The organism is Streptococcus pneumoniae, assembly GCF_001457635.1.
GTDB lineage: Bacteria > Bacillota > Bacilli > Lactobacillales > Streptococcaceae > Streptococcus > Streptococcus pneumoniae.
The window spans coordinates 1,407,578-1,430,541 of the sequence record NZ_LN831051.1 but is presented as its reverse complement, the minus strand read 5'-3'; the positions used below and the strand labels follow the sequence as shown (position 1 = coordinate 1,430,541).

Sequence of the window (22,964 nt, the reverse complement as noted above, 5' to 3'; positions counted from 1 at the left end):
CCTATTAAAGGCTTTTTAGGATGTTTACATCCACCCTGAGGGAATCGAACCCCCATCTCAAGAACCGGAATCTTACGTGATATCCATTACACTAAGGGTGGAAACTTGTTTTATTATAACAGAAATTTGCTCTAATAACAAGTTTTTTGGTCAAAGACCCCGTCTTAGTGGGAAGCATCCCCATTCCAGATGGAGTTTTTCACGATCACATAATCAACGTGTTTAAGGTCAGCAACCTGACGTCCACCTGCATAAGAAATAGCACTTTGAAGGTCTTGTTCCATCTCAGTTAAAGTGTCTTGCAGATGACCTTTAGCAGGAAGCAAGATACGTTTGCCTTCCACATTTTTGTAAGCACCTTTTTGATATTGTGAGGCTGAACCATAATATTCTTTGAACTGTTCACCATCGACTTCAATCGTTTTCCCTGGACTTTCAATGTGTCCTGCAAAGAGGGAACCAATCATGATCATGCTAGCACCGAAGCGGATAGACTTAGCAATATCACCGTGAGTACGAATTCCTCCATCAGCGATAATCGGTTTACGCGCAGCCTTGGCACACCAGCGTAGAGCAGCCAACTGCCAACCACCTGTACCAAAACCAGTCTTAACCTTGGTGATACAAACCTTACCAGGACCGATTCCGACCTTAGTAGCATCCGCACCAGCATTTTCCAATTCACGCACAGCTTCTGGTGTTCCCACATTTCCAGCAATGACAAAGGTATCTGGCAATTCTTTCTTGATGTGTTGAATCATAGAAATCACGCTATCCGCATGACCATGAGCAATATCAATAGTGATATACTCAGGAGCATCAGCCTTGAGCTGTCTAACGAAATCATACTCATAATCCTTAACACCGACAGAGATAGAAGCAATGAGCCCTTGATCGTGCATTCGTTTAATAAAAGGAATGCGTCCTGCCTCATCAAAACGGTGCATAATGTAGAAGTAACCACCTTTAGCCAGTTGCTCTGCTACATTTTCATCCAAAATCGTCTGCATATTCGCTGGCACAACAGGTAGTTTAAAGGTGTGATTTCCTAAAGTGACACTTGTATCCGCTTCTGCACGGCTTTTAATGACACATTTATTTGGAATCAATTGAATATCTTCGTAATCAAAAATTGGAAATTCATTTAACATATCGATGTCTCGTTTCTTTTGTAATGACCTACCTATGCTCTTGCATCACTACGCCTTTTCCGACGTTTCCTTAATTTATTATAAACCAAAGTACAGTTTTTGTCAAATTATTTTATGAATTAAAATATATCGTTCGGGTTTTACTTGTGTTAAAAATAAAAGAAAGAGGGGAAATTATTTTCTCCCCACTTCTTCATCAATAATCGCTTTAAAATTTTCTTCTGAATTTTCCATCATTTTACAAAATGTACTATAGAATGAGGCATTCTGAGGGATTCGAATAGACCACTTCTTCAATTGAGCTCCATAGCCAGCTACTTTTCCTATTTCACTATTTACTGACTGCTCCATACTAGGAAAAATCAGTCCAGCCTTCTCAGCTTTTAAAATATAAGAATAGGAAATCAGCTGGAATAAGTCCTCACGGTTGATTCCTTTTTCAGTCAATTCCAGTTTTTTATATTTTGCATCTAGAACAATCTTTCGTTCTCTGTCATAAAAATCTGGATATACTTTTCGTTTCCCAACAGAAAATACTGAAATTCCATCCGTCTTATCCTTATTTCTGGGATGTACAAAACCTTTTGGCAACAAGGTGTAAACATACTCTTCCCAAAGCCAGGCAACATCAAAGAGAATACCATAGATTTTTTGATCTTGATACCCTAAACCGTGCTTTTCTTGGTTTAGGATCATCAGACAAAGTTCTTGTAAGTTTCTGTACTCGTGAAAGTATGCATGACGTATAGGTTTAGATTGATTTCCCCGAATAATCTTAGCACGATCAGCTAGTTTATAAGAGGGCGTTACACGCACGATTTCAGATACGTTTTCACGACTAGTTGAGAGATTATCTAGTACCCCTTGACCAATGCTTTTCTGATTCTTAATGTATTCAATAGTGTGACGGACCAACTGCATGAGGGGATTATCATAGGTGAACTCTCTCGTTGCGTAGGCAATATTTCCCGTGAAAGGAAGATTTTTCTTGAGATGGCTTCTTACATCAATCACTCCCTTAACATTACTGTCGTTATGAGAAAATCGATGATATTCCTTATAAAGACCTTTTCGAATAGCAGCTTGTAGATACTTGGGAAAGAGATACACCAAAAGTTGATAAAGCCTCTCTTCACGAGACAAAGCAACATCTAAACTAGTGAGATTGATATGAAGAACCTTGTTTAAGAGATAATGCAAAAAATGGTCATTACTCTCATCAGAAAATCGTGAGGAAATCGTTAATCTTTCCTGACCATATCCAAGAAAACCAATCACGTTCCCTGTCTTGATTTTCTGATTGACTGTTTCAAAAATCTTTTGGTCCTTATCCAAATCAGGAGTATGAGTCAAATCATTTGGAAAAATGAAAATACGTTCATCTTGGGATAGACTTTCCAAGGTTCTGTCTAAAAGAAGATTGCTTAGTTTAGGATATTCTTCAACAAATTTTTCTTTAATAATCTTGTGTTGATTATCAGTAATCCGCATCATCGTTTTCATCACCTTCATTGTCATCAGCTACTGCCTGATCTTTTTGCTCATTATTTGTCAGTTCAAATGCTTTTTTCAAAGTTTCCAAAGTTTCAACCTCATCATAAGAACCTCGCAAGTAGTCTTCTAGGAGAGGCTTAATATAATCAGACCAGAGTAATTCATAGTCAAAATCTACATCCTTCAACTTAAGAAAATAACTTGGTCCAATATGATAATGACTGTTTAATTCCTGAACATTTTCGATAGCAGCGTTCAAGTTTCTTAGACGAATTTTTGCTTCTTCTGCATGGATATTCAGCTCTTTATCCAACATGCCAACTTGACCCTCGGCAGTAACTTCAACAAAACGAAAACGACGACGCATAGCAAAATCAAAGGTATCCACTGAACGATCAATATCATTCATAGTTCCGATGATGTAAACATTTTCGGGGATATAGAACTTTTCATCAGTTTCGTGTAGATTTGCATATTGGGTAGAAACACTTCCTTTTTCACCACGATAGCCAGGGTCGATAGAGAAAAAGAGTTCGCCAAAAATCTTAGAAATCTCCCCACGATTGATTTCATCGATGATGAAGACGAATTTCTTATCAGTATCAATTTCTGTTGGGGAAACATAGTCTTTCAAACCAAATCTCTTTCTCAATGTTTCTAGGACAGTTTTTCCACCACTTTTGTAGTATTCTTGCTTATTATAATTTTTATCTTTATACAACTCGTAAACATATTTGCTAGGTAGTGACCATCCTGGAACACCACTATCATAATTTACTGACAAATTTTGTCTACTATTAACAGATAAGTAAGATGTTTTTGTTATATATTCTTTTTCTTCAGCAACATTTATATATTCTAAGTAAGAATCCCAAGCCTCATCAAAATTATCTTGTCCTCCAATCAATTGGGTTTCTTTTGCTTTCTGACAAAAATCTTTAAAAATACCGTCCTGTAGCCTAAACTCAATAGCTCCATCCCCATTTGATACTGGTCTTAAACCTTCTACAAAATCCGTATAATCATAGGATGGGTGAAATTGTACAAATCCGATTTGGTCTTCGTTGCCATCCGTTAATTCTTTGGCAATTTCTTTAGCAAGATAAGTCTTTCCTGTGCCAGGAGCACCACGAAGGATAAGGTTTGGAGACTTTAATAGAGATTGAGTTAATTGATGACGAAAATTGTTTGATGAATCCATTGTACTATTGTCTTCCTTATTTTCCATAAAAAGCTTAGAATACTCAAAAAGCATAGTTCCTAATTTCGATGGCTCCAACTCAGGATAAGTTTTGGACACCAGTTCAATTATTTTATGATTTTGCAGATAAGGTCCACCTTGATTTGTCTGAGAAACAAAGTGGTTCCAAAATTCTTTCTGACTATTAATATTTACACCAAAGAAAGGATCTCCCCCAGAATAGATACAAAGTAATTTTGTCACCATAGCAGAACGACCAATAAATTCATTTGTTGATCTTTTCATATCAAAAATAGGATTTTCAAAGTTAAAACGAATACCTTCTTTGATAATTTCATACAAATCTGATTTTAATTTTGAAAATCGCTGATCCAACTCTGAAATCTCATTATTAGCTTGATCTTTATATTTGTTTGTTTTTTTATTCCAATAAATACCAAATTTTGAAGCTGAGCCACCAGAAATTCCAAGAAATAGATTTTTGTATTTTCCCTTCTCAAGAGCGTAGCATAAAGACTTATTTTGCTGTCCCTTTCCTATTACATATTCATCGATTGACATTGTTAAAATCCTATCCAAAGGCCATTCCTGGAGAAACTCTTCTTTTAATTTATCATTAAACTTTTCACCAACAGTTGCCTTATTTAATAACTTTTCTTTATTTAGACTATACCATTTATAAAAATCTTCTAAACTAACTTTTCTTTTATTCATCAATCTAACTCCTTTTACTAATGATGTTTAAATATTGGCATTACTTATTAACATATATTTTCTACATAGAATACCATATCCTATAGAAAAAGAAAAGAATTTCTATAAAAAAGCCTAGTATTATGAGCTGTAATGTCCTTAACACTAGACTTCTTCTCTATCCTAATAATACTCAACCTGACGGTAGTCCCATGAGTTAAAAGTATCTGACAGGTGCATCATGATTTTATCAATGTCAAGCCCTTTACGGATCACAACTGGAGCTGGTGAAGTTGAACGTGCTCCTCCTTGTTCTGGGATGAGTTTGCCGTTCTTATCGACCATAGACACCATTACACCTTGCTCTCATAGCGAGTTTCAATCGTTTTATCATTGAAGTAGATGAGGCGTAGACCATTTTACCTTCTTCCCAAAGCTTGGCAGCCAATTGTTCATCTGCTTTTCCAAACTTGATAACAAAACAGCTAGTACCACGTACATCAGTCATAAGTTCTTCACGGCCATCCCCGTATGCTTTGAATTTTTCAAAGGCTTCTGGTTTCCAAGGAAGGATACAACCAAGAAGAATATCTTCATCCCAATGTTTTTAGTAGAATGCTTCAATTTCTGGGTTGAGTTGCGCTAAAGCGCAAAGTTCATCCATGCTACCGCAGAGAACAACACCTGGTTTGTTACGCTTACGTTCTTTGGCTGCAAACTTACGCTCAAGTCCTGCCTTATCGCTGGTCATGATAATGTAACCAACTTTAGTAGGGCAAACGATACATCCGCCCTCACCTTTTAAAATGTCGTAGCCTTCTTGTGAATGTGTTTTGTCATAATTTTATAATGTGTTGAATCCAGAATAGTCCACTGTAGTTTCTAAAAAATTGCTGGAAATGGATGTTAAGCTCCAATTCATTTGTTTACATCTTATTTCAGTTTACTATATTTCCTTTTCTATTTTTTCTAATCCTGCCAGTAGGCTGGTCGTTGTTTTTCATAAGCAGCAATCAACTCTTCATACTGCAAGGTAATACCGATATCATCCAAACTATTTAGGAGTTTATGTTTCCACTCGCTATCTATCTCGAAGGTGAATTCTTCAACTGGTGAGATAATTTTCTGTTGTTCCAAGTCTACAGTTACCTGGTCGGTCGGTTTGAGTTGGGCTAGCTTTTCTCTAACCTCCCTAGGCTGAACGATTGGCAACAGGCCATTATTGAGTTCATTATTGTAATGAATGTCACCGAAAGATCCTGCAATCACGACCTTAAAGCCATAGTCCGCTAGAGCCCAAGCAGCGTGTTCCCTCGAAGACCCTGCCATCCATTACCTCCAAATAAAATATAAAGCTACTAGTGTGGTTACCATCCCAAGAAACCAAACTGTTTTAAAGTACCATTTTCGAGTCTTGTGGTGAAAAGTGATTCCAGCTAACCAGGCCCCAAAACCACCACAAGTAAGGGCTAAAATGAGTAAGATTTTCTCTGGGATGCGCCAAGTTCTTCTTCTTGCCTTGAATTTGTCAATGCCATAAATCAAGAAAATGATGACATTCCAAATCAAAAGGACTAGAGTAATTTTTTCGTCTAACTTCATAACCTTGCAATAATAGCTTCCGTCATTTCCTTTGTTGAAGCCTGACCTCCTATATCTCTCGTTAAAATTCCTGCCGCCAGACTTGTCTCAACAGCACGTTTGATACGCTCTGCATCCTCATAACCTCCGAAACTATCTCTTAACATCATGGCAACTGATAAAATCATGGAAATAGGATTGGCAATTCCTTGACCTGCAATATCAGGTACTGAACCGTGAATAGGTTCATAGAGACTTGGTCCATTTTCAGAATGACTGGCTGATGGCATAACCCCAAGTGTACCAGATAAGACGCTTGATTCATCAGATAAAATATCTCCAAAAAGATTCTCCGTTACAATAACATCAAACTTAGCAGGATTGGTAATCATAAGCATAGCAGCTGAGTCTACCAGCTGGTGTTCCAAGGTTACATCTGAGAAATCCTGTGCGACTTCCTCAGCTACTTTCCGCCAGAGTTTTGAGGTCGCTAGAACATTTTGCTTATCGATACTAGTAAGGATTTTTCTGCGATTTCTTGCAATTTCAAAGGCTTTGCGAATAATCCGCTCCACTTCCTCATAGCTATAGTCGTTGATATCACGCGCATTGCGCTCTTCAAGAATATGATCTCCAAAGTAAATCCCGCCTGTCAATTCACGCACCACGACAAAGTCTACACCAGCAATTCGTTCCAGTTTGAGTGGTGACAAATGCTTGAGACTGTCAAAGATTTTTACAGGACGAATATTAGCGTAAAGATTGAGTTCCTTACGGAGAGCCATCAGGCCTTGTTCAGGGCGAACCACTGCTCCATCATACTGAGGACTACCGATAATTGCTAGTAGGATAGCATCTGCTTCCCTACTTGCCTTAAGGGTTTCATCAGGTAAGGGAGGCCATGCTGCATCAATATCTGCACCTCCGAACGGTCGTCTGTCAATCTCATAGTCAAAACCTGTTTTTTCAGCTAGAGCCTCCAGAACTTCTAAACCAACCTCCATGATTTCTGGGCCAATTCCGTCTCCTGCTAGAGCTACTATTTTCTTTGCCATAGCCTTCTCCTTTACACACTAGGCATATCGTGGTAAGAAACACTGCGTCCCATCTCACCTGCATTCTCTTTTTGAACAAAGGTATTAGCGTTTATATAGACAATAGCAGAAGCCTTCAACACATCAAAATCAAGCCCTGCTGCATTAAAGATGGTTTCTGTATCTCTGTTTTCAACAGTGACCAAAACCCGATCCTGGGGATCGATTCCATCTGTTACCGCATCGATAGTGTAGGACACCAAACGAACAGATTGGTTAAAGAACTTATCGATAGCGTTAAAGATTGCTTCAACGGAACCTTGCCCTGTCGCATTAAATTCGACTTTCTCACCATCCATATTGGCTAGGCTAACGAGCGCTTCAATGTCATTATCTGCATGAGTTTGAAGTTGTAAATCATCAAAGTGGAAGCCTTCTGGATTTTCAACCATGGTTCCAGCTACCAAAGCTCGAGGATCTGCATCTGTGATTTCTTACTTCTTATCGGCCAGTGCCTTGAACTTAGCAAAGAGTGGTTTGATATCCTCTTCTGTAAAATCTAGGGCCAATTCTCTCAGTTTCTCAACAAAAGCATGGCGACCAGATAATTTTCCAAGCGGAATCTTAACACCAACCAATTCAGGTGTGATGATCTCATAAGTGAGAGGATTTTTAAGGACTCCATCTTGGTGAATACCAGATTCGTGGGAGAAGGTATTGCCACCAACGACGGCTTTGTTTTTAGGAACTGGAATACCAGAGAAGCGAGAAACCATTTCTGACGTATTGATGGTCTCATTTAGGACAATACTGGTTTCTACTTGGTAGTAATCTTGGCGAATATTGAGAGCCACTGCAATTTCTTCCAAAGCAGCATTTCCAGCTCGCTCCCTAATACCATTGATAGTCCCTTCAACACGTCCTGCACTATTCTTGACAGCAGCAAGGCTATTTGCCACTGCCATTCCGAGGTCATCATGACAGTGAGGCGAATAAATGATCTGACGCTCCGTCTTGACATTCTCAATCAGGTATTTGAAGATGGCACCATATTCCTCTAGTGTGGTAAATCCTATATTTTCTGAAAATTTCTTCAGTAAAGAATATTTAGCTAATTGAAAGTTCATGAAAATTATTAAAATATTTCATTTTTTAGAGGTTAAGTTCCAACTTTTTTCTATCAATTCCAGTACTTCTTCATCTGATAAAGTATCATCAAGGGACACACTAATCCAGTAGCGCTTGCTCATATGGAAGGCTGGATAAATCCCCTTTTGTGAAAGCAAATTAGCTACTTGGTCATGCTTGAGGTTGACTGCTTCCACTTGTCCTTCTCTGCCCTTTTCCAGCTTATTACAAGAGATTTTCATCAAGACGGCATACCACTTTTGATTGCCTTCATGGCGCAATACAGCTGTATCAGGCGATTTTTCCCACAGATACTCCAACTGGTTTCCATACTTTTCCTGAACTTGAGTCATGATACGCTTAGTCTGATGACAGATAAAATCTTGCACATCAAAACAAGCCTTCCGAATCTGGTAAAGAATCTCCAGACAAGCCTCACGGACATTTCCGACAAAACTTCCCCTCATGCTTTCCATATGAACGTGAGGATAGAGGTCACCAGTCTCTTAGTCAAAGACTTGAAAGTTCACATTATCAGCAGTGATGGACACAGTCATGACAAAGTCACCTTGCAAAATCTGGCAACTATATGTCCAGACTTCGCTATTTTCTATAAAACCATAATCATGAACCTTTTCTTGATTAAATTGATAGGATTTAAAAATTTCAAACATAAGTGAAAACTGCTACCCAAAGCTAGCAGTTCCTTTCTATTTTTTAAAAAACAACCTTAGTACCATGCAATTGTGTTACCCCCAACTGGTCGATAAAGGTTTGACGGTTGTCAAGGTCAATCCCCCCACCTGGTAGAATTTCAATTTTACCTTTAGCGTACTCCAAAATTCTGTGATAGTGAACAAAACGTTTTTCTAAGGAGTCGCCAGACACACCAGCACGAGTTAGGATACGAGTGACACCGGCTTGACTGAGCCAGTCAATAGCTTCCGGTTGATCTTCATCACTTAGTTCATCAAAGGCCATGTGAAAGACAATTTCCATTCCTTTTGATGCAGCAATTAACTTTTCCAGATTAGGCTTATCCAACTTTTTATCAGCAGTTAAAGCTCCAAATACACCCCCTTGACTTCCAGCCTGAGCAGTCAAACGAATGTCTTCTAGCATGATAGCAATTTCTAGGTCATTATAGACAAAGTCACCACCACGTGGCCGAATCATGGTCATGATGGTTGTATCGTAGTTAGCTGCCAGTTCAACCGCTGCCTTAGTCACTCCATAGCTGGGTGTTGTCCCACCAACTGCTAGATTATCACAGAGTTCAATCCGACGAGCTCCAGCCTGCATCGCTTTTTCAAGTAAAGTCACATTTTCAGCACAAAATTCGTAAATCATTTGATTCTCCTTGAATATTACTTCAAATTTATTATATCATATTGTTATGAATATGCTTTCAATTTTATCAAGGCAAATAACTACTGTTTTAACTATTCTTTGTCTGGAATGACCTTGAAAAGATAATAAGTGATAAAGATGGTCAAAGCACCCAGACCGATTTTGACTGGTAAAAGAGGTGCAAAATAAATAGAAATTCCCATCAAGACGTAGATAGAGACGATGATTTTTTTCTTTCGTTCACGCGTAATAGACTTAGTCTCGCGAAAATCAGCTACATATGTTTGATAGAGCTTGGTATGATAAAGCCAGTCTTCGAAACGCTTGGAACTTCTGGAGAAACAAGCAATAGACAACAAAAGGAAAGGCGTTGTCGGCAACAAGGGTAAAACAACCCCAACAATAGCCAAGGTCAGTGATAAAAAACCAATTATCAGATAGATAAGACGCATAACTTCTCCTAGTTAAAATAATCTTCTTCTAGTTTCGCATAAAATGATGTATTTTGTCAAGTTCTAACCAAAAGGAGCCTGAAATTTACTTTCGGGCCCCTCCTCTTATTTAATCTTTTCTTCCTCGTAGTCGCCTTTGCTACAAACAACCTGCTTGCCACCACCACGGACTTTTTTCTCCATGAGGAAGTTGCCACATTTTGGACAGTCACGACCAACAGGCTTGTCCCAAGAGGTAAATTCACATTCTGGATAGCGATTGCAACCATAGAAGAGGCGATTACGCTTGGTTTTTCGCTCAATAATTTGTCCCTGATGACAGCTTGGACACTCAACACCAATCTCTTTCACGATTGCTTGGGTATGACGGCAATCTGGGAAATTGCTACAAGCGTAGAATTTACCAAAACGACCAAGTTTAATGACCATTGGACTGCCACACACTTCACAGTCAAATCCAGCTGGTTCATCCTTAATCTGGATTTTTTCCATTTCTTCTTCAGCCTTGGCAACTTCTTTAGAGAATGGTTTGTAAAAGGCATCAATGACCCGTCGCCACTGCTCTTTTCCAACTTCGACATCATCCAGTTTACCTTCCATTTCAGCTGTGAAGGTCACGTTTACGATATCTGGGAAATATTCAACGATGAGCTTATTGACAATTTCTCCCAACTCTGTCGGTTCAAAACGTTTGGCTGCCAGGCGAACATAATAACGTTTCTGAATGGTTTCAATGGTTGGCGCGTAGGTTGATGGACGTCCAACCCCATTTTCCTCTAAGGTTTTAATCAGTGTTGCTTCAGAATAACGGGCAGGCGGTTGGGTGAAATGTTGCTCTGGTTTGCTATTGACCTGTTTGACCACATCTCCAACAACCATGTCCGGTAACATCTTATTCTTGTCAGAATCATTATAAATGGCAAGATAACCATCAAACTTAACCTGACTACCATTGGCAGCAAATTGAACCCCTTTTTGAGACAATTTAACAGCCATGGTATCAAAAACGGCCGCTGTCATCTGGCTAGCCACAAAACGATTCCAGATAAGGGTATATAGCTTGAGCTGATCCTTGTCCAGATACTTAGCGATGCTTTCTGGTGTATTAAAGACACTTGACGGACGAATAGCCTCATGGGCATCCTGAGCACCTGATGCGTTTTTGACCTTGCTACCGTGCTTAGAATACTTACTACCAAAACGATCCGTAATGAAGCTTGCCACCTCATTTTGCGCTACAGGACTGATACGAGTCGAATCGGTACGCATATAGGTAATCAAACCTTGAACACCAGAACCGATATTAATTCCTTCATAGAGCTGTTGGGCAACCATCATGGTTTTTCGAGTACGGAAATTGATTTTATTGGCAGCATCGATCTGCATAGATGAAGTGGTATAGGGTAAAGGAGCATTGCGCTTGCGCTCTTTCTTATCCACCTGATCTACTGAAAAGTCTTTACTCGTCAGACGAGACAAGACTTCCTTGACTTCGTCATTGCTGGTCAGTTTCATCTTTTTACCATCTACTCCATAGAAGGAAGCATGAAATTGTTTGGTTCCCTTTTTAAAGACAGCATCAACTGTCCAGTATTCTTCTGGCTGGAAGGCATTGATTTCATTTTCACGGTCAATGATGAGTTTAAGGGCAATGGACTGAACGCGACCTGCTGACAAGCCCTTCTTGACCTTCTTCCACAAAATAGGCGAAATCGAATACCCTACCAAGCGGTCCAAGATCCGACGAGCTTGTTGGGCATCGACCAAGTCCATATCGATCTTACGAGGTTCTTTAAAAGCATTTTTGACTGCATCCTTGGTGATTTCATTGAAGACCACACGGTTGGCATCATTTTCATCCAAGTTGAGAATATGGGCCAAATGCCAAGAAATCGCTTCTCCTTCACGGTCCGGGTCACTCGCGAGAAAAACTTTATTAGCTTTTTTAGCTTCTTTTTTCAAGTCATTGATAAGAGGGCCTTTTCCTCGGATATTAATATATTGCGGTTCATAATTATTTTCAATATCGACGGACATACTGGATTTCTTCAAATCACGGATATGCCCGACACTGGCTAAAACCTTGTAGTTTCTGCCTAGATATTTTTCAATCGTCTTGGCCTTAGCAGGCGACTCCACGATGACTAGATTTTTTTTAACTGTTGATTTTTTCTTTTTTGTTGCCGTAGCCACAGTATCACACCTTTTCAAAGTAATAAACTTTATAAAGTGTAAACCATTTTTTGAACCCTGTCAAGACTTAGCTACTATAATAGAAGAAAAGTTTTATACTTAAAACCTCAGTCTTCCTTTGATATACATAGAAGACTCACGAGAAAAACCAGCTATTCTCAAGAAATTATTGCTCCTCAGACTCTGTATAAAACTTATTAGCTTTTTCCTTTTCTTTTGCTTCCTTATCCTTGATATACTGGAAGAAATACTCCACCAGTTCTTCCTTACTAAGTTGTTCTGAATCAGACAATTGTGAAACTTGAACAGAAACATCACTTAAACCATAGTCACCTCTCTTACTTGAAATCATATCGAGTTCTTCTTCTGTCAAATAATTTCCTGAAATGGTTAGCTTTAGGGTATGAGTCTTTTTAGAATAGGTTTTTTTCAAAATATTATGCCCCTGAAACTGCTCTGATATAAATTTCTTAAGGGACTCTTTTTTCAACGTTTCTCTCACTAAAGTCGTTGCAGAGATGAAACTCGGAATCATCAGCAAAACAGCAACTAGAAGCAAAATCCTACGCATTTTAGAGTCTTCTTCATTATCTTTAAAATAATGTTTCTTAACCATCATCAACCTAACACCTATATAAGTCGCAATGACAATAAAGCTACAATTGATGAGGAATAGGTAAGAGGAGCCTATGATAAATTTTAGATTAGCAGAAGCAATAGCATAACCTACTGTACAAAGAGGAGGCATCAAGGCGGTTGCAATAGCAACACCAGGAACAATATTATTGGTCTCTTTTTTCCTAGCACCAATAATACCTGCTATCCCTCCTACAAAAGCAATGAGAACATCCCAAATAGTCGGAGAGGTTCTAGCAACAATTTCCGAACTAGCATACGAAATGGGAGAAAGATAAAAATAAAGTGTTGAAGCTATTAAACTGGCAAGAATTTGAATAGCTAATATTTTAAAAGATTTTCTTAACAATTTAAAATCAAATATAGCTAGAGAGAGCCCCACTCCCAGAATAGGTGTCATCAAAGGAGAGATTAACATGGCTCCAATAATCACGGGAGTCGAATCCATATTTAATCCGATAGAGGCGATAAGCATGGCACATAGTAAAATCGCTAAATCACTTCTGGAAAGTTCTAATTCTTCATATATTTTATTTCTAAATTCTATCAACGAATACAGTTTATTATTTGTCACAATATCTTCCTTTCCCAGCTAACTAGTCGCTAAAATCCTAACAAACTCAATACTTTAGTAGTCTGATATGCCAATCTCACGAGCTCTTTTTATCATTTTCCATAATATCCTGACTCAAATGTCTACTGATATCTCTCATCAGTTTCATTTCTAGTAAATGAAAATCAAACTCGGAAGCTAACCGTAGCTTGCTCAAAACACAGCAAGGCAAAGCTGAGCTGACGTAAAAAGATTTTCGAAAAGTATCATCATCTATTTTAGACCATTTCTTATAATAACCATTTTATTTTTATTTGTCAAGGTCTTTGAATTCTTTCTTAAACAAGCCTTGTAATCTCTACTTTTGAAGAATTTATTTTTCCTTACTGACAAGATTTGAGACGGTAGGAATCATTGAACATAACCTAGCCAACATCAATCACAATCATTTCTCCTTTCTCAATTACACTAAATTATAGTGTATTGAATCTATAACAGTGCACCTTGGCTGCTAAAATATTTCTATAAATTAATTTGACTTTCCTGATAGAGTTGTTCACATCTTATTTCAATTCACTATACTTTCCCTTATACTCAATGAAAATCAAAGCGCAAACTAGGAAGCTAGCCACAGGTTGCTCAAAGCACTGCTTTGAGGTTGTAGATAAGACTGACGAAGTCAGCTCAAAATACTGTTTTGAGGTTGCAGATGGAAGCTGACGTAGTTTGAAGAGATTTTCGAAGAGTATTATATGAAAAAATCCTCTACTCTACTAATCCACTTAGAAAAAACGCATATTATCAAGTGTTAAAAACTTGCTAATATGCGTTTTATTATGGAAATGTTGGGTTCATTTTCTCTTAAAATTGATTTTTTCTTAGAATTCTAGCTTAGGTCATTTTTAAAATTCAAATTCCGCAAGAACATCTTGCCCACTGGTGACCAATTTTGCTCCTTCTTGAATCAAATGATGGCAACCGTCTGATAGTCCATCTAAAATGCTACCAGGAATAGCAAAGACATCGCGTCCTTCTTCCATTGCTCGCTCACAGGTAATGAGACTACCTGAACGCATCTTAGCCTCTGCTACAATCACACCACGACAAAGTCCAGCAATGATGCGATTACGGGCAGGAAAATGAAATTTCAGAGGTTGTTCGCCAGGTCCATATTCACTTAGAGCCAGATGGTCATTGCCGATGTAGTCTTGCAAGCGTTTGTTGGCTTTAGGATAAAACACATCCAGTCCTGTTCCAATCACTGCAATGGTTTTTCCGCCATTCTGAAGAGCTGCCATATGAGCTGCTGTGTCAATGCCCTTGGCCAGACCACTGACAATAACCAGTTCATTTTCCAAGCCTTGAATGACTTTTTCAACTGACTTAGCTCCCTGTTTGCTACAAGCACGACTGCCCACGACCGCTACCTTCGGGAATTTCAGGAGGTCAAGATTTCCCTTGTAAAATAAAAGTACAGGCGCATCATATATTTCACTCAAATCCCAAGGATAACAGTCATCTAAAATAGAGAAAGATGGAAATTTTTGAAACTCTTTCGACAAATGCGCATCGTCTATCTGAAAATAACGTTCCATAAAAACGGCTGGATTACGGCAACCTGAGATATCTGCAATATCACCCAACAAAAGCTCCTGATCAACATTTTCACCGTATTCTAGCACTTTCAAAATCTGTTGATTGGTCAAACCTGATTTTTTTAACTTATAGATTTCATAGTTTGTGATTTTCATAAATAACTCCATTTCTTTTTCTACTCATCTATCTATTCGTAAAAAATCAAAAAACATCCGACTATTTTGTCAGATGTTGGAATCTTTAATTTTCGTTTTTAAGAATTTCTTCTAATTTACGATAGTCTTGGACACTATCGATCTCATAAATGCTATTGCCTTCTAATTCTTCAACATAGACATCTAGCTCTTTGATATTATCCTTAACCATATTGTCCCAGTAGAGATCAACAAATTCACCACTTGCATAAGCCTTGTCGATAAAGCTGACAATCTTTTCTGCAGTTGGAGCATCCCAGAAGGATACACCACTAAGGATGCGACCTGCCTTGCTATCAACAATAATGTCTTGAACCTTGTAGTCATCTCCATAGACCAAGAACCATTCGTTGGTACAATCTTCACGATAAACACTAAAATAAGTCGAACGTGTCAAATCATTGCGGAACATATTTTTAAAGAGATAATTGTCAGCATCAATAACATAGCTGTTGGCCAATTCTTCTTTTACAAGATAGAGAGAGTAAAAGTTATTGTAGTCAGCGTATTTATCATTGAAAACGAGGCGAACACCGTATTTTTCTTTTAAATAATCGAATTGTTCTTTAAGATAACCAACGATGATGATGATGTCATTGATTCCTTTTTCTTTGAGAAACTCAATTTGGTATTCAATCAAAGGTTTTTGATTAACCTGAACCAAGGCTTTAGGGGTATTTTCAGTCATAGGACGCAAGCGAGTTCCCAATCCCGCTGCTAAGATAATGGCTTTCACACGAATCTCCTTTATTCTTTAATAATAATATAAACTCCAGCAATGACGACAAGTGACGTCATAATGGTCAGCATATCTAATGATGTTCCCAAGAAAAGAGCTGCGAACAAGACAGTCCATACTACATAGCTCACGTTCAAGCCTGTAGCCTTGGCTGGTTGCAAGCGATTGATAGCGATATAATAAGCCAAATAGGAAATCATATCAAAGGCTACAAAGACAATCATGAGACCTAGCAATTGTCCATTGGCTACTGCAACAAATGACTGATGAGAGAAGAGCACAATCACAAGATAGGACAAGAACGAAGTTACTTGACGGATTAAGAGGGCTTCGATTTCACTCAATTCACTTTCCATGGCAAAAGAGCTAAGAACACTCTCACTTCCCCATGCAATAGCACAAACCAAAGCACAAAGAATCCCAATGTAGAAAGAATTAACCTGTTCAACCTTATAGGTCTGGGCAATAATCCCTCCAATAATCAAGACAATCCCAAATACAGTATTTTTCGAAATCTTGTGCTTCAAAAAGAAGAAAGCCAATAGAACTGAAATCGCAGGGTAAATAGCCGATACAGATGAAGCTAAAGAACTTCCGATATACTTAACTGCATAAAGATTGGCCTGCATACCGATAGGGCCTGCTAGCAAGGCTCCTATGATAACACTGACATTGCGAATATTTAAGAAAATTGAGAGGCGAACTTTCCCTTCTTTTACCAAGAGAAAAGCTAGTAAGATAAAGATGCTCAAAAAATCATGAGTTGCAGCCACCACAAAGGGTGACAAATCTGTAAAAATCGAAAAGATATAAGCACTAACCGTTAGACCCAAGCCCCAGAAAATACCTGAGAGAAGGCCAAAAGGAACTCCGTTTTTACTTTTCATCTGAACCTCCATAAGAAGCCAAACCTTTAATAGCTCTTTGGTAACGATTCACACCATAGTCACCAAAATCTTCACCTTGCTCTTCCTTATAGACAGTCCATAGACTCCAAATAGTATCTTGTAAAATTTTATAAATAGCAATCTTTTCATGAGAAACCGGTGTTTGGTCACTCTCATAGTGAGATAAGAAAGTTTCTTCCTCTTGGGAAGTGAATTCAGACTCTAAAAAGAGGGCAGCCAAATCCCACATTGGATCATTCATTGATGAATATTCCCAGTCAATCAAATAAAGTCGTCCTTGAGGTGATTCGATAAAGTTTTCAGGCACCAAATCGATATGACAAGATTTTCTGTCAACACCTAAGTCAGCCAGTCTTTTCTCTAAGGAGAAGACTGCATTTCTAACAGATTCATAGTTGGCATAAGGAATTTGTTCTTCAATCAAGGATTCGTATTTTTTGATTTCTTCAAAAGGAGCAAATTCTCCTCTTAATTCCTTAGCAGACGTATGAATAGTTTGTAATATTGGAGTAATTTTGTCGAACTTGGTCTTGATTGACGTTGAATCAAGCGTAATCGCAGATTCGATATACTCATTTACTTTGATACCAGCTTCAATATCAAAAAGATAATTTTTTACATCTAAGCCTAAATCCTTTAGTAGTTCAAGATTGTACTTTTCATCTTGTCGATTGATAAGCTTTTCTGTCCCTTTACCAAAGAATTTAACAATGTATTGCTTATTTGTTGTTTTGGCCAAATAGTTTTGATTGGTCATTCCACCCAGTTGTTCAACATTGAGGACTTCCTCTTCTTGACTAAGTAAGGAAGAAATTTTTTCTTTAATGATTTTCTCCACAATTAACCTCCAGTACTTATACTTCCCACTTAAACACTGTTTTAAAGGCTGTGTTTAAATCGGTTGCAAAGACACGATGAATATCTTTAATTTCTCTTACAGGTTCTTCTAGATAAAGGATATTTTTAAGACGATTGGCAAATTTCTTGACTTCCATCATTTGGATAGCATTTTTAAAATCAATGCGACCAGAACGAGATGACCCAACCAAAATCAAGCCCTTTTCTAAGGCATCGCGAGTATTGAGATTGACTTTATATTCGCTAACTCCCATCATGAGAATCGTTCCCTGAGGACGAATGTAGCGAATCAAGTCATTAATAGCTGGTCCAGTACCATCACCACCACAACATTCAAAAGCATGGTCAAAGGCCAACTCTTCAGGAATATTATCCGTAATATAGCATTCTTTGGCAAATGAGAAGAGTTCCAACTTTTCCCAATGACGACCAATAACCACAATCTCTGCTTCTGGCAAAGTATAGTTGATAATATTGGCAACCACAAAAGCTAAACTTCCATCTCCAATAACGGCGATCCGCTCCCGCTTGCTATGAGCAAGAGTCAATAGACGATTCATAGCGTGCATGCCCACACTGACAAACTCTGTAATGGCTGCAACCGTATCTTCAATAGCATCATAAGCCACCACACGATCTTTAGGGAGAGAAACAAACTCTCTCATAAAGCCATCAAATCCACTAGACAAGAAATGGGTCCCTGTCATGTAGTTTTCATAGAATTCTTCATCACTCTGCATAGGAGACTGATTGGGAATCATGACAACTTTTTGACCAACCTCGTAGGTTCCGGTCGGGTCAGAAATGACGGTTCCACATGACTCGTGAATCATTGCCATTGGAAGCTTTTTATTCAAAATCTTGGGATCACGTTTTCCCTGATAGTAACGCTGATCCGCATGACAGACAGCCATGTAGTTGGGACGGATAAGGATATGATTCTCTTGGTCAATAGCCTCTTCCTGATATTTGACATTGATAAACTTAGGCTTAGTTAGTTGATAAATTTGATTAATCATTTTACTAGTCTTTCTCAATCATACTTTTTGCAATCTTCAAATCTGTTACGGTTGTAATCTTCAGATTTGAGTATTCACCTTTGGCCAAGGCCACATCTTTTCCTTTGATCACAAAGATTTTACATGCATCTGTCAAGATTTCCTTCTCTTCATCAGAAAGAGATCCATAAAGGTCCATGAAGTCCTTGCAACGGAATGTTTGAGGTGTTTGTCCTTGATAAAGGTGAGCACGATTTGGAATATCTGTAATAAATTGACCATTGGTACTTTCAACGATAGTATCAACCGCTTCTACCACTGTGTCCACTGCGTCATGATTTTGGGCAAGTTGGATATTGTCCTGAATCATGCGAAGTGTAATAAATGGACGAACAGAATCGTGGGTAACAACGATATCCTCTGGAGTAAGCGGACGATAAGCATCAATGGCTTCAATGATTTTCTTAATACTTGTATTGCGGTCAGCACCACCCTTTGTAATTATGATACGTTCCTTATAAAGAGGAAGATATTTATCTACAAGATCTTCTGCATGAGAAACCCAGTCTCCATGAACACCAACTACAATTTTTTCAATACTTGGCTCCAAGACAAATTTTTCAATTGTATGAATCAAAATAGGTCGATTACCTAGCTCTAAAAATTGTTTTGGCAAGTTACTGATCCCCATGCGTGTGCCAGTTCCACCGGCAAGAATTCCTGCATAAATCATCTATTTTCTCCTTTGTCTTACTAAAAAAACTTATTCTCTCTATTATACCACAATCTAGTCCTATCATAAAAGAAATACTGGTCCTCCCCTTCTAGAATAGGAGAATTATGCAGTTCTATTATTCAAAGAAACTAGTCCATTTCTAGTAATGACTAGGAATTCTGTAGCAATTACTAATAAATGGCTGCGAAATTTTAGAGTCCTTCAGAATAATATACTTTCCTTAAAGAAAACTTAAAACTTAAGATTTGAAACTTCAAAGTGATTACTTGACTTACTGCCCTTCATTTCTTATTAGCTAACTTTATGATATAATGAAAAACGAGGTAAATTGAATGAAAAGTATAAAATTAAATGCTCTATCTTACATGGGAATTCGTGTCTTGAATATTATTTTTCCCATCCTAACTGGAACCTATGTCGCGCGTGTCTTGGACCGAACTGACTATGGTTACTTCAACTCAGTCGACACTATTTTGTCATTTTTCTTGCCCTTTGCAACTTATGGTGTCTATAACTACGGTTTAAGGGCTATCAGTAATGTCAAGGATAACAAAAAAGATCTTAACAGAACCTTTTCTAGTCTTTTTTATTTGTGCATCGCTTGTACGATTTTGACCACTGCTGTCTATATCCTAGCCTATCCTCTCTTCTTTACTGATAATCCAATCATCAAAAAGGTCTACCTTGTTATGGGGATTCAACTCATTGCCCAGATTTTTTCAATCGAATGGGTCAATGAAGCTCTGGAAAATTACAGTTTTCTCTTTTACAAAACTGCCTTCATCCGTATCCTGATGCTGGTCTCTATTTTCTTATTTGTTAAAAATGAACACGATATTGTTGTCTATACACTTGTGATGAGTTTATCGACGCTGATTAACTACCTGATTAGTTATTTTTGGATTAAAAGAGACATCAAACTTGTTAAGATTCACCTAAGTGATTTTAAACCACTCTTTCTCCCTCTGACAGCCATGTTAGTCTTTGCCAATGCCAATATGCTCTTCACTTTTTTAGATCGCCTCTTCCTCGTTAAAACAGGGATTGATGTCAACGTTAGTTACTATACCATAGCTCAGCGAATCGTGACCGTTATAGCTGGGGTTGTAACAGGTGCAATTGGAGTGAGTGTGCCTCGTCTCAGTTACTATCTGGGGAAAGGAGACAAAGAAGCCTATGTTTCTCTGGTTAATAGAGGTAGTCGAATCTTTAACTTCTTTATCATTCCACTGAGTTTTGGACTCATGGTTTTAGGACCAAATGCCATCCTACTTTACGGTAGTGAAAAATATATCGGAGGCGGCATCTTGACCTCTCTCTTCGCTTTTCGTACGATTATCCTGGCTTTAGATACCATTCTTGGTTCCCAAATTCTCTTTACCAATGGCTATGAAAAACGTATCACAGTCTATACAGTCTTTGCTGGGCTACTCAATTTGGGCTTGAATAGTCTCCTCTTTTTCAACCATATCGTGGCTCCCGAATACTACTTACTGACAACTATGTTATCAGAGGCTTCTCTACTTGTTTTCTATATCATTTTCATCCATAGAAAACAACTCATCCACTTGGGACATATCTTTAGCTATACTGTTCGATACTCTCTCTTTTCACTTTCCTTTGTAGCAATTTATTTCCTGATTAATTTCGTGTATCCTGTGGATATGGTCATTAATTTGCCATTTTTGATTAATACTGGTTTGATTGTCTTGTTATCAGCTATCTCTTATATTAGTCTACTTGTCTTCACAAAAGATAGCATTTTCTATGAATTTTTAAACCATGTCCTAGCCTTAAAAAATAAATTCAAAAAATCATAGGAGTTTAAAATGAAACAACTAACCGTTGAAAATGCCAAACAAATTGAATTAGAAATTTTGGATTATATTGATACTCTCTGTAAAAAGCACAATATCAACTATATTATTAACTACGGTACTCTGATTGGGGCGGTTCGACATGAGGGCTTTATCCCTTGGGACGACGATATTGATTTATCCATGCCTAGAGAAGACTACCAACGATTTATTAACATTTTTCAAAAGGAAAAAAGCAAGTATAAGCTCATATCCTTAGAAACTGATAAAAACTACTTTAACAACTTTATCAAGATAACCGACAGTACGACTAAAATTATTGATACTCGAAATACAAAAACCTATGAGTCTGGTATCTTTATCGATATTTTCCCTATAGATCGCTTTGATGATCCTAAGGTCATTGATACTTGTTATAAACTGGAAAGCTTCAAACTGCTGTCTTTCAGTAAACATAAAAATATTGTCTATAAGGATAGCCTTTTAAAAGATTGGATACGAACAGCCTTTTGGTTGCTCCTTCGACCGGTTTCTCCTCGTTATTTTGCAAATAAAATCGAGAAAGAAATTCAAAAATATAGTCGTGAAAATGGGCAGTATATGGCTTTTATCCCTTCAAAATTTAAGGAAAAGGAAGTCTTCCCAAGTGGTACCTTTGATAAAACAATCGATTTACCCTTTGAGAATTTAAGCCTTCCTGCACCTGAAAAATTTGATACTATTTTGACACAATTTTATGGAGATTATATGACCCTACCACCAGAAGAAAAACGCTTCTACAGTCATGAATTTCACGCTTATAAATTGGAGGATTAGGATGCAATATTTAGAAAAAAAAGAAATTAAAGAAATTCAACTAGCCCTGCTGGACTATATTGATGAGACTTGTAAGAAACATGATATTCCTTATTTTCTCAGTTATGGAACCATGCTTGGAGCCATCCGCCACAAAGGTATGATTCCTTGGGTGATGATATTGATATTTCCCTTTATCGTGAGGATTATGAGCGTTTACTGAAGATTATTGAAGAAGAAAATCACCCTCGCTACAAGGTTCTTTCCTACGATACATCTTCTTGGTACTTCCATAATTTCGCATCGATTTTGGACACTTCTACTGTTATAGAAGACCATGTTAAGTACAAGCGTCATGATACCAGCCTTTTCATCGATGTCTTCCCAATTGATCGATTTACAGACTTGAGCATTGTCGACAAGAGCTATAAGTATGTGGCCCTTCGTCAACTAGCTTATATCAAAAAATCACGAGCAGTTCACGGTGATAGCAAACTAAAAGATTTTCTTAGATTATGTAGCTGGTACGCTCTCCGATTTGTCAATCCTCGCTACTTTTACAAGAAAATTGATCAACTAGTCAAAAATGCTGTAACCAACACTCCTCAATATGAAGGAGGAGTTGGGATCGGTAAGGAAGGGATGAAAGAAATCTTCCCAGTTGATACCTTTAAAGAACTGATTTTAACTGAGTTTGAGGGCCGTATGTTGCCTGTTCCCAAAAAATATGACCAATTTTTAACCCAGATGTATGGCGATTATATGACACCACCATCAAAAGAAATGCAAGAGTGGTATAGTCATAGCATTAAAGCTTATCGCAAAAACTGATTGAGGGGTATTATACAAACTACTAA

Annotated in this window: 19 protein-coding genes, 1 tRNA gene and 4 pseudogenes; 4 read left to right on the top strand and 20 right to left on the bottom strand. The window is 37.9% G+C overall.

Annotated features, from left to right (window positions below; all coding sequences use genetic code 11):
• Positions 1 to 29 precede the first annotated feature (29 nt).
• From AT689_RS07685 to AT689_RS07610, 14 genes and pseudogenes are all read right to left on the bottom strand, one after another.
• Positions 30 to 101, bottom strand: a tRNA-Arg gene (locus tag AT689_RS07685).
• Between the two features lie 63 nt (positions 102 to 164).
• Positions 165 to 1,151: a GMP reductase gene (locus AT689_RS07680; RefSeq protein WP_000931157.1), complete on the bottom strand. Its 987-nt coding sequence runs from the start codon at positions 1,149 to 1,151 to the stop codon at positions 165 to 167.
• Positions 1,152 to 1,325: 174 nt separating this feature from the next.
• Positions 1,326 to 2,642, bottom strand: a complete 1,317-nt coding sequence (locus tag AT689_RS07675; protein ID WP_001223064.1) for an McrC family protein — start codon at positions 2,640 to 2,642, stop codon at positions 1,326 to 1,328.
• Positions 2,629 to 4,560 (bottom strand): McrB family protein, encoded by a 1,932-nt coding sequence (locus tag AT689_RS07670; RefSeq protein ID WP_001042425.1) that lies wholly within the window; start codon positions 4,558 to 4,560, stop codon positions 2,629 to 2,631. The genes AT689_RS07675 and AT689_RS07670 overlap by 14 nt, the downstream gene beginning before the upstream one ends.
• A 162-nt stretch (positions 4,561 to 4,722) precedes the next feature.
• Positions 4,723 to 5,347 (bottom strand): annotated as a pseudogene (locus AT689_RS13495) (Sua5/YciO/YrdC/YwlC family protein).
• Between the two features lie 161 nt (positions 5,348 to 5,508).
• Positions 5,509 to 5,868 carry a 3-isopropylmalate dehydratase small subunit gene (gene leuD / locus AT689_RS07655; RefSeq protein ID WP_000929146.1) on the bottom strand — a complete coding sequence of 120 codons (360 nt, stop codon included), beginning with the start codon at positions 5,866 to 5,868 and terminating at the stop codon, positions 5,509 to 5,511.
• A 3-nt stretch (positions 5,869 to 5,871) separates the two neighbouring features.
• Positions 5,872 to 6,141: a DUF1294 domain-containing protein gene (locus AT689_RS07650; protein WP_000762431.1), complete on the bottom strand. Its 270-nt coding sequence runs from the start codon at positions 6,139 to 6,141 to the stop codon at positions 5,872 to 5,874.
• A complete protein-coding gene (leuB, locus tag AT689_RS07645; RefSeq protein ID WP_001074716.1) occupies positions 6,138 to 7,175 on the bottom strand; it encodes a 3-isopropylmalate dehydrogenase in 1,038 nt (345 codons plus the stop codon). Before leuB ends, AT689_RS07650 begins: the two co-directional genes overlap by 4 nt.
• A gap of 11 nt (positions 7,176 to 7,186) precedes the next feature.
• Positions 7,187 to 8,236 (bottom strand): annotated as a pseudogene (locus AT689_RS13710) (alpha-isopropylmalate synthase regulatory domain-containing protein); the annotation flags it as partial.
• Positions 8,237 to 8,299: 63 nt separating this feature from the next.
• Positions 8,300 to 8,956: pseudogene (locus AT689_RS07630) on the bottom strand (MmcQ/YjbR family DNA-binding protein).
• Positions 8,957 to 8,999: 43 nt separating this feature from the next.
• The gene (locus tag AT689_RS07625; protein WP_000638783.1) at positions 9,000 to 9,632 is read right to left on the bottom strand and encodes a copper homeostasis protein CutC; all 633 of its coding nucleotides are present in this window, start codon (positions 9,630 to 9,632) and stop codon (positions 9,000 to 9,002) included.
• A gap of 92 nt (positions 9,633 to 9,724) precedes the next feature.
• Entirely contained in the window at positions 9,725 to 10,084 is a 360-nt protein-coding gene (locus tag AT689_RS07620; protein WP_001237223.1) for a YbaN family protein, read from the bottom strand.
• A 105-nt stretch (positions 10,085 to 10,189) separates the two neighbouring features.
• A complete protein-coding gene (gene topA / locus AT689_RS07615; RefSeq protein WP_000179632.1) occupies positions 10,190 to 12,277 on the bottom strand; it encodes a type I DNA topoisomerase in 2,088 nt (695 codons plus the stop codon).
• 166 nt (positions 12,278 to 12,443) lie between these two features.
• Complete coding sequence (locus AT689_RS07610) at positions 12,444 to 13,487, bottom strand: TIGR00341 family protein (RefSeq protein ID WP_001812883.1); 1,044 nt, start codon at positions 13,485 to 13,487, stop codon at positions 12,444 to 12,446.
• A 576-nt stretch (positions 13,488 to 14,063) separates the two neighbouring features.
• Here AT689_RS07610 and AT689_RS13490 point away from each other — a divergent pair.
• A complete protein-coding gene (locus tag AT689_RS13490; protein WP_001814242.1) occupies positions 14,064 to 14,186 on the top strand; it encodes a hypothetical protein in 123 nt (40 codons plus the stop codon).
• 182 nt (positions 14,187 to 14,368) lie between these two features.
• On the opposite strand, the gene dprA is transcribed toward AT689_RS13490, so the two are convergent.
• The 6 genes from dprA to AT689_RS07580 form a co-directional block, all read right to left on the bottom strand.
• Positions 14,369 to 15,217: a DNA-processing protein DprA gene (gene dprA / locus AT689_RS07605; protein ID WP_000705301.1), complete on the bottom strand. Its 849-nt coding sequence runs from the start codon at positions 15,215 to 15,217 to the stop codon at positions 14,369 to 14,371.
• Between the two features lie 85 nt (positions 15,218 to 15,302).
• The gene (locus AT689_RS07600; RefSeq protein ID WP_000643970.1) at positions 15,303 to 15,992 is read right to left on the bottom strand and encodes a sugar phosphate nucleotidyltransferase; all 690 of its coding nucleotides are present in this window, start codon (positions 15,990 to 15,992) and stop codon (positions 15,303 to 15,305) included.
• A gap of 11 nt (positions 15,993 to 16,003) precedes the next feature.
• Positions 16,004 to 16,882 carry a DMT family transporter gene (locus AT689_RS07595; protein WP_000837618.1) on the bottom strand — a complete coding sequence of 293 codons (879 nt, stop codon included), beginning with the start codon at positions 16,880 to 16,882 and terminating at the stop codon, positions 16,004 to 16,006.
• A complete protein-coding gene (licA, locus tag AT689_RS07590; protein WP_000411198.1) occupies positions 16,872 to 17,741 on the bottom strand; it encodes a choline kinase LicA in 870 nt (289 codons plus the stop codon). Before licA ends, AT689_RS07595 begins: the two co-directional genes overlap by 11 nt.
• A gap of 16 nt (positions 17,742 to 17,757) precedes the next feature.
• Positions 17,758 to 18,780 (bottom strand): ribitol-5-phosphate dehydrogenase, encoded by a 1,023-nt coding sequence (locus AT689_RS07585; protein WP_000609887.1) that lies wholly within the window; start codon positions 18,778 to 18,780, stop codon positions 17,758 to 17,760.
• A 4-nt stretch (positions 18,781 to 18,784) separates the two neighbouring features.
• Positions 18,785 to 19,492, bottom strand: a complete 708-nt coding sequence (locus AT689_RS07580) for an IspD/TarI family cytidylyltransferase (protein WP_000638527.1) — start codon at positions 19,490 to 19,492, stop codon at positions 18,785 to 18,787.
• Positions 19,493 to 19,827: 335 nt separating this feature from the next.
• Between AT689_RS07580 and tacF the strand changes: the two genes are divergently transcribed.
• The 3 genes and pseudogenes from tacF (at position 19,828) to AT689_RS07565 (ending at position 22,938) form a co-directional block, all read left to right on the top strand.
• Positions 19,828 to 21,315 (top strand): type IV teichoic acid flippase TacF, encoded by a 1,488-nt coding sequence (gene tacF / locus AT689_RS07575; RefSeq protein ID WP_000835904.1) that lies wholly within the window; start codon positions 19,828 to 19,830, stop codon positions 21,313 to 21,315.
• Between the two features lie 9 nt (positions 21,316 to 21,324).
• Positions 21,325 to 22,128 (top strand): LicD family protein, encoded by an 804-nt coding sequence (locus AT689_RS07570; RefSeq protein ID WP_000812003.1) that lies wholly within the window; start codon positions 21,325 to 21,327, stop codon positions 22,126 to 22,128.
• A 1-nt stretch (position 22,129) separates the two neighbouring features.
• Positions 22,130 to 22,938 (top strand): annotated as a pseudogene (locus AT689_RS07565) (LicD family protein).
• The last annotated feature ends 26 nt before the right edge of the window (positions 22,939 to 22,964 follow it).

Excerpts from the sequence above, each read along its gene's own strand:
- AT689_RS07680 (WP_000931157.1), bottom strand. The coding sequence starts at position 1,151 with ATGTTAAATGAATTTCCAATTTTTGATTACGAAGATATTCAATTGATT.
- AT689_RS07675 (WP_001223064.1), bottom strand. The coding sequence starts at position 2,642 with ATGCGGATTACTGATAATCAACACAAGATTATTAAAGAAAAATTTGTT.
- AT689_RS07670 (WP_001042425.1), bottom strand. The coding sequence starts at position 4,560 with ATGAATAAAAGAAAAGTTAGTTTAGAAGATTTTTATAAATGGTATAGT.
- leuD (WP_000929146.1), bottom strand. The coding sequence starts at position 5,868 with ATGGCAGGGTCTTCGAGGGAACACGCTGCTTGGGCTCTAGCGGACTAT.
- AT689_RS07650 (WP_000762431.1), bottom strand. The coding sequence starts at position 6,141 with ATGAAGTTAGACGAAAAAATTACTCTAGTCCTTTTGATTTGGAATGTC.
- leuB (WP_001074716.1), bottom strand. The coding sequence starts at position 7,175 with ATGGCAAAGAAAATAGTAGCTCTAGCAGGAGACGGAATTGGCCCAGAA.
- AT689_RS07625 (WP_000638783.1), bottom strand. The coding sequence starts at position 9,632 with ATGATTTACGAATTTTGTGCTGAAAATGTGACTTTACTTGAAAAAGCG.
- AT689_RS07620 (WP_001237223.1), bottom strand. The coding sequence starts at position 10,084 with ATGCGTCTTATCTATCTGATAATTGGTTTTTTATCACTGACCTTGGCT.
- AT689_RS13490 (WP_001814242.1), top strand. The coding sequence starts at position 14,064 with ATGAAAATCAAAGCGCAAACTAGGAAGCTAGCCACAGGTTGCTCAAAG.
- dprA (WP_000705301.1), bottom strand. The coding sequence starts at position 15,217 with ATGAAAATCACAAACTATGAAATCTATAAGTTAAAAAAATCAGGTTTG.
- AT689_RS07595 (WP_000837618.1), bottom strand. The coding sequence starts at position 16,882 with ATGAAAAGTAAAAACGGAGTTCCTTTTGGCCTTCTCTCAGGTATTTTC.
- AT689_RS07585 (WP_000609887.1), bottom strand. The coding sequence starts at position 18,780 with ATGATTAATCAAATTTATCAACTAACTAAGCCTAAGTTTATCAATGTC.
- AT689_RS07580 (WP_000638527.1), bottom strand. The coding sequence starts at position 19,492 with ATGATTTATGCAGGAATTCTTGCCGGTGGAACTGGCACACGCATGGGG.
- tacF (WP_000835904.1), top strand. The coding sequence starts at position 19,828 with ATGAAAAGTATAAAATTAAATGCTCTATCTTACATGGGAATTCGTGTC.
- AT689_RS07570 (WP_000812003.1), top strand. The coding sequence starts at position 21,325 with ATGAAACAACTAACCGTTGAAAATGCCAAACAAATTGAATTAGAAATT.